Source organism: Allorhizocola rhizosphaerae, from assembly GCF_003426775.1.
In the GTDB taxonomy this organism is placed as follows: Bacteria; Actinomycetota; Actinomycetes; order Mycobacteriales; family Micromonosporaceae; genus Allorhizocola; species Allorhizocola rhizosphaerae.
In genome coordinates, this window is record NZ_QJUG01000378.1 from 1 (window position 1) to 4674 (window position 4674).

General features: G+C 66.1%; 3 protein-coding genes. 2 read left to right on the forward strand and 1 reads right to left on the reverse strand.

Going from position 1 to position 4674, the window contains the following annotated elements; translation table 11 throughout:
• Positions 1–847: glycosyl hydrolase 53 family protein (locus DM816_RS40335; protein WP_170318934.1), on the reverse strand; the 847-nt coding region annotated here is incomplete at its 3' end.
• 612 nt (positions 848–1459) lie between these two features.
• Between DM816_RS40335 and DM816_RS40340 the strand changes: the two genes are divergently transcribed.
• Together DM816_RS40340 and DM816_RS40345 are read left to right on the forward strand one after the other, a co-directional pair.
• Positions 1460–3268: a BNR-4 repeat-containing protein gene (locus DM816_RS40340; protein WP_117215726.1), complete on the forward strand. Its 1809-nt coding sequence runs from the start codon at positions 1460–1462 to the stop codon at positions 3266–3268.
• A gap of 996 nt (positions 3269–4264) precedes the next feature.
• A partial coding sequence (locus DM816_RS40345; RefSeq protein WP_162908358.1) for a twin-arginine translocation signal domain-containing protein occupies positions 4265–4674 on the forward strand: 410 nt, incomplete at its 3' end.

Consider the following 4674-nt stretch of genomic DNA (forward strand, 5'->3'; position numbering starts at 1 on the left):
GTTGCTTGCTCGGGTCCGCCCACGAGTCCGCGTAGTGGAAGTCGATGCCAAGGCCCATACCCCGCTGCTTGATCCAGCTTGCCGACGTCAGCGAGCGGTCCGGACCCTGGCGCGGGACCGGCGTGAGCGCGCCGGTGCCCTCGTCCCGCGGCTCGTTGAAGATCCGCAGCCGGGCGTACTCCATGCCCCGGTCCTTGAGCACGTCGAGCAGGTGCGGCCCGGCGCCCCGGTCGGCGGCCAGCGGATCGACCCAGTATTGCCTCGTCTGCTGGTCATCCACCCAGGACACATCGGCGCCGAGGATGAGGTTGTTGCGCAGGTAGTTGAAGACCTGGAGCTCGCTGATGCCGGCCCTGGCGCGCCCCGACACCCCATTGAACGTGAGCCGGACGAAGCGCGTGCCCGGCCTGGTGAACAGATGCACTGCCCCACGCGACACGGCACGGTTGCGGGACTCGTCGGCTATCGTCTTCCACCGGCGACCGTCGGAGGAGGCCTCGATGGTGTACCGGTACACCGCGCCGCGATCCGGGAATATCACCTTCACTTTTCGCAGATTGTCGTACGCGCCGCCGAGGTCGACGGTCAGCTTCTGCTCGGCGCTGGGGCGGTCGGCATACCACGATGTTGTCGGGTCGCCGTCGATGGCCAGTGCGGCGGTGGACGAGCTGCTGCTCGCGGTCGCCGAGGCCCAGAACTTGGCGGCGATGTTGCTTTCGATCGGCTTGATGTTCGCAGTGCCAAAGATGGCGTGTGCCGGTGTGGACGGCACGATAGTCCCCGCGCTCACGAGGAGCGCGAGTGCGGTCAGGCCCACGACGGTGCGGGCGGGACGTCTTTTCCTCATTGTTCTCCTAACCTGTTCGGCTGTCCGGCCAATGCGCCTCACCCGTCGCTACGGAATCTGGCTGTCAGGTCGGACAATGACACCGTGGATCTGTAGCGTTTGGACAGACGCGGCGGCGAATGGTGCGCCGTCGACGACGCCCGCTCCCGCCGCCGCGAGTGCTGTCCGACGCTTGAACATCTGCCTTCCGGTTGGCACTCGGTTCTGACTCAGTCCTCATGCTGATGGACCGATGTGGACATTGTGCGAAACCTCCGGGCTGTCCCTGACCAGAGAGCTGGTTGCGGGGTTCGGCGTCGCGCGGCGTCGCGCAGTGGCGAGACTCGTTTATCTGGCGGCCGACCACGTCGCGGTCCCCCCGCAGACCACGTCGGCATCCCAAGCGCCCGGAGCGGGGAGGGTCGTCGGGATCAGCACATGTAGCAGTCGTTGTCCGGCCCTCACCACATTTAACAGATAGCGTGCCCTAAGGTCCGATAACTGTCAATGATCAATGGCAGTACAGCGGTCGTCGCGGTGATACCCCTTGCGCATGACTCGGCGATAGCCAAGATTGGTACCAATTATTTCGAAGTCGCCGTCCGGGCCGGCGCGAGCCAGCAGGGGAGTCTGATGAGACACCTGAAGTCCTTCATCGCGTGCGTCGCTCTACTGACCGGGACGGCAATGGCGCTGCCCGGAACTTCCGCTCACGCCGCACCGGTGCGGTACGAGGCGGAGAGCTCGCCGGCGGTGTGCACGGGCACGATCGACTCGGATCACGCGGGGTATTCGGGGAGCGGGTTCTGTAATGGCAGCAACGCGGTCGGTGCCTCCGTCCAGTTCACTGTCAACGCCCCGGCTGCGGGGACCGCGACGCTCGGTGTGCGTTTCGCCAACGGGACCACCACTTCGCGGCCGGCCGACATCATCGTCAACGGTGTGACGGTGCAGCCGGCGGTGGCGTTCGAGGGGACGGGGGCGTGGAGTGCGTGGGTGACCCGGACGTTGAGCGTGTCCGTCAACGCGGGCGGCAACACGATCCGGCTGAGCCCGACCAGTTCCACCGGCCTGGCCAACATCGACTATCTTGATTTCGAGGTGGGCTCGGCGGCGGCCCCGACTGTCACATGGCTGAGCGACACTCAGCTCGACCCGTCCGCGATGTACTTCGTTTCGTATGACGGGCTGGTCAACAACGCATCGTTCCAGCAGGACGGAATCGTTACCTACGCCGGATACCAGTACACGGCCTGGTACACCTCCACGCGCAACGCGATGGTCGCGCGCCGCCAGCTCCCGGGCGGCGCCTGGCAGGTGGTCCAGCTGTCTCATCGGTTGTCCGTCAACGACTCGCACAACGTCATCTCGCTCGGGATCTCGCGCACCGACGGGCGGCTGCATCTCGGGATGGACACCCACAACAACGCCATCTACTACGTGAAATCGGAGGCGGGCCTGGTCTCCAACCCCGCCGGCGTGTCGTGGTCGGCCAGCCGGTTCGGCGCCGTGCAGCGCAGTCTCGACGGCGTGTCGCTGGGCAGCATCACGTACCCGCGCTTCATCACCACGCCGGAAGGGCGGCTGCAACTGAGCTACCGCACCGGCGGATCCGGCAACGGCACCATGGAGCTGGCCGAGTACAACGGCAGCACCTGGACCCGGCTGGGTCGGTGGTCCTCGGCGAGCGGCAACTACACCCGCAACGGTGCCACCAGCACCACACGCAACATGTACCTGCACGGCATCTCCTACGGTCCGGGCGGCCGGTTGCACGCCTCGTTCACGTGGCGAGAAGGCAACTCGGCGGTGATGTGCAACCGTGGTGGACTGGCCAACCACGACACCGGTTACGTCTACAGCGACGACCGCGGCCGGACATGGCGCAACAACGCCGGGCAGCTGCTGGCGACCACCGGATCGAGCACGCTCGTGTCGCTGAGCTCCGCAGGCCACGTCGTCGACCCGGTCGCCGTCGACCACGCCCTGATCAACCAGGAGAGCCAGGCGATCGACTCGGCAGGCAACCCACACGTCATCATCAGCTACGTGCCCGGCCGGTTCACCCAGTGCGTGTCCAACTTCGTGCAGCAGCGGATATCGTCCGGGCGTGCCTTCCACCTCTGGCGGGATGCGGCGGGCGTGTGGCGCAAGATGGAAATCCCGGTGGCGCTCAACGCTTTTGGCCGCTCGCAGCTCGTGCTGGACGACGCGAACAACGCCTATGTGGTGATGCCGTATGGCCGGATCGTCACCGCGAGCGCGGCCAGCGGGTGGACGGATTGGACGGTCCGGTTCGACGGTTCGGGGCTCAACGCCTTTGGTGAGGTGGTCGTCGACCGCAGCCGGATATCCGGTGGCGTTCTTTCGATTTTGTACCAGCGCCGCTCCAGCGGCACGACACCATCACCGATCCGCGTCGTCGACTTCCGTCTCGGCTGAACGTCCAGCCCCAACTACGAGCTGGGTGACACGGCGGCTGTCAGACGCGAAGAAGACCGCGTGGACGCGGTCGGCAGCTGAAGCTTGGCGAGGATGTGGATGACGTGCTTGACCGTCGCCCGCCTCGCCGAGCCGCAGCCGAAGCCGAGCCGCAGCTGAAGCCGAGCCGCAGCCGTGCGGCGTGCTCCATATCGGCCTGGTTGCCTGACAATTTTGTTGTGGGCGCCCAGATCTCCGGCAATGCGGACTCTGGCATCGCGCTCGGCGGCTCGAAAATCTCCCTGCGGGCACCATGCGCGTCGGCGGCAAGACGGCCGGGTGTTCGCTTCGCCATTGCGCGGGATGGGGGCGTTAACGCTGGTAATTGACAGTTACTGGTTCTTGGGGCACGCTATCTGTTACATAGATCTCGGCTACACAACCACCGCTTAGCGTGCTGACCCGACCGACTTCCCTGGCTCCGGGCGCTTGGGATGCCGGCCTGGTTTGCGGGATGAACCCGCCAGGTCGGACGCGCCGGGTATGAGTCATGGAAGGTAATGGTTCATGCGAAGGCAAATTCTTGCGCTCTCGCCCGGGCGGAACGACCTACCGCTGCGCGTCGTCGGCTCGCACAACGGGCCCCCGGGTCAGGCGAAGCAGGGCGCGCGGCGCCGATCCGCACAACCGACTCCCCGTCAGGCAGAGCGGCACGGATGACCGCTTGCCGGCGCGCACGCCGATGAACCGGCTCATGACCACGCGGGTTGCGTCACACGCGATTCACTGACGCCCGCCGTGTCGTCGCGCCATGCCGTGCGGTCACACAACTTTCGGAGCGTCCGGCTGATCACCCCATTGGAGTCCCGTCGTGCTTCACATCGACGGCGCGTAGCACTGCTCACGGTCGATGCCAGAGGTGACGGTGGCTGGCGTCGGCACGCAAATTTCCTGCTACCGGTGGGCCGAGGCAACGGCCGACCGGATTAACCACACAACAGCAAACTAGGAGGCATCGTGTCGATGCAACGACGGACCCTTTTGAAGCTCAGCGCCGCCGCAGCGGCCGGGGCTGGGGTGTCCCTGCTCGGTTCGGGGCAGGCCTACGCCGATCCCGCACCGGCCAACCCGTTCGCGGTGGGTGTGCGCCGCTACGACTGGTACCGGGGTAGCCGCCCGTGCACCACCTACGTCTACTACCCGGCCACCGGCACCCCCGGCGGCAACCCTGTCACCAACGCCCCGGCCGCCAACGGCGTCTTCCCCGTCTACAACTTCACCCACGGCTTGGGCAGCAGCCCGCAGAACTCGCTGTTCATCATCCGGGCCCTGGCCGCGGCCGGGTTCATCGTCCCCGCCCCGCATTTCCAGCACAGCTTCGAAAGTGTCAACAACGGCAACACGTCCAGGGACGTCTCCGAGATCAT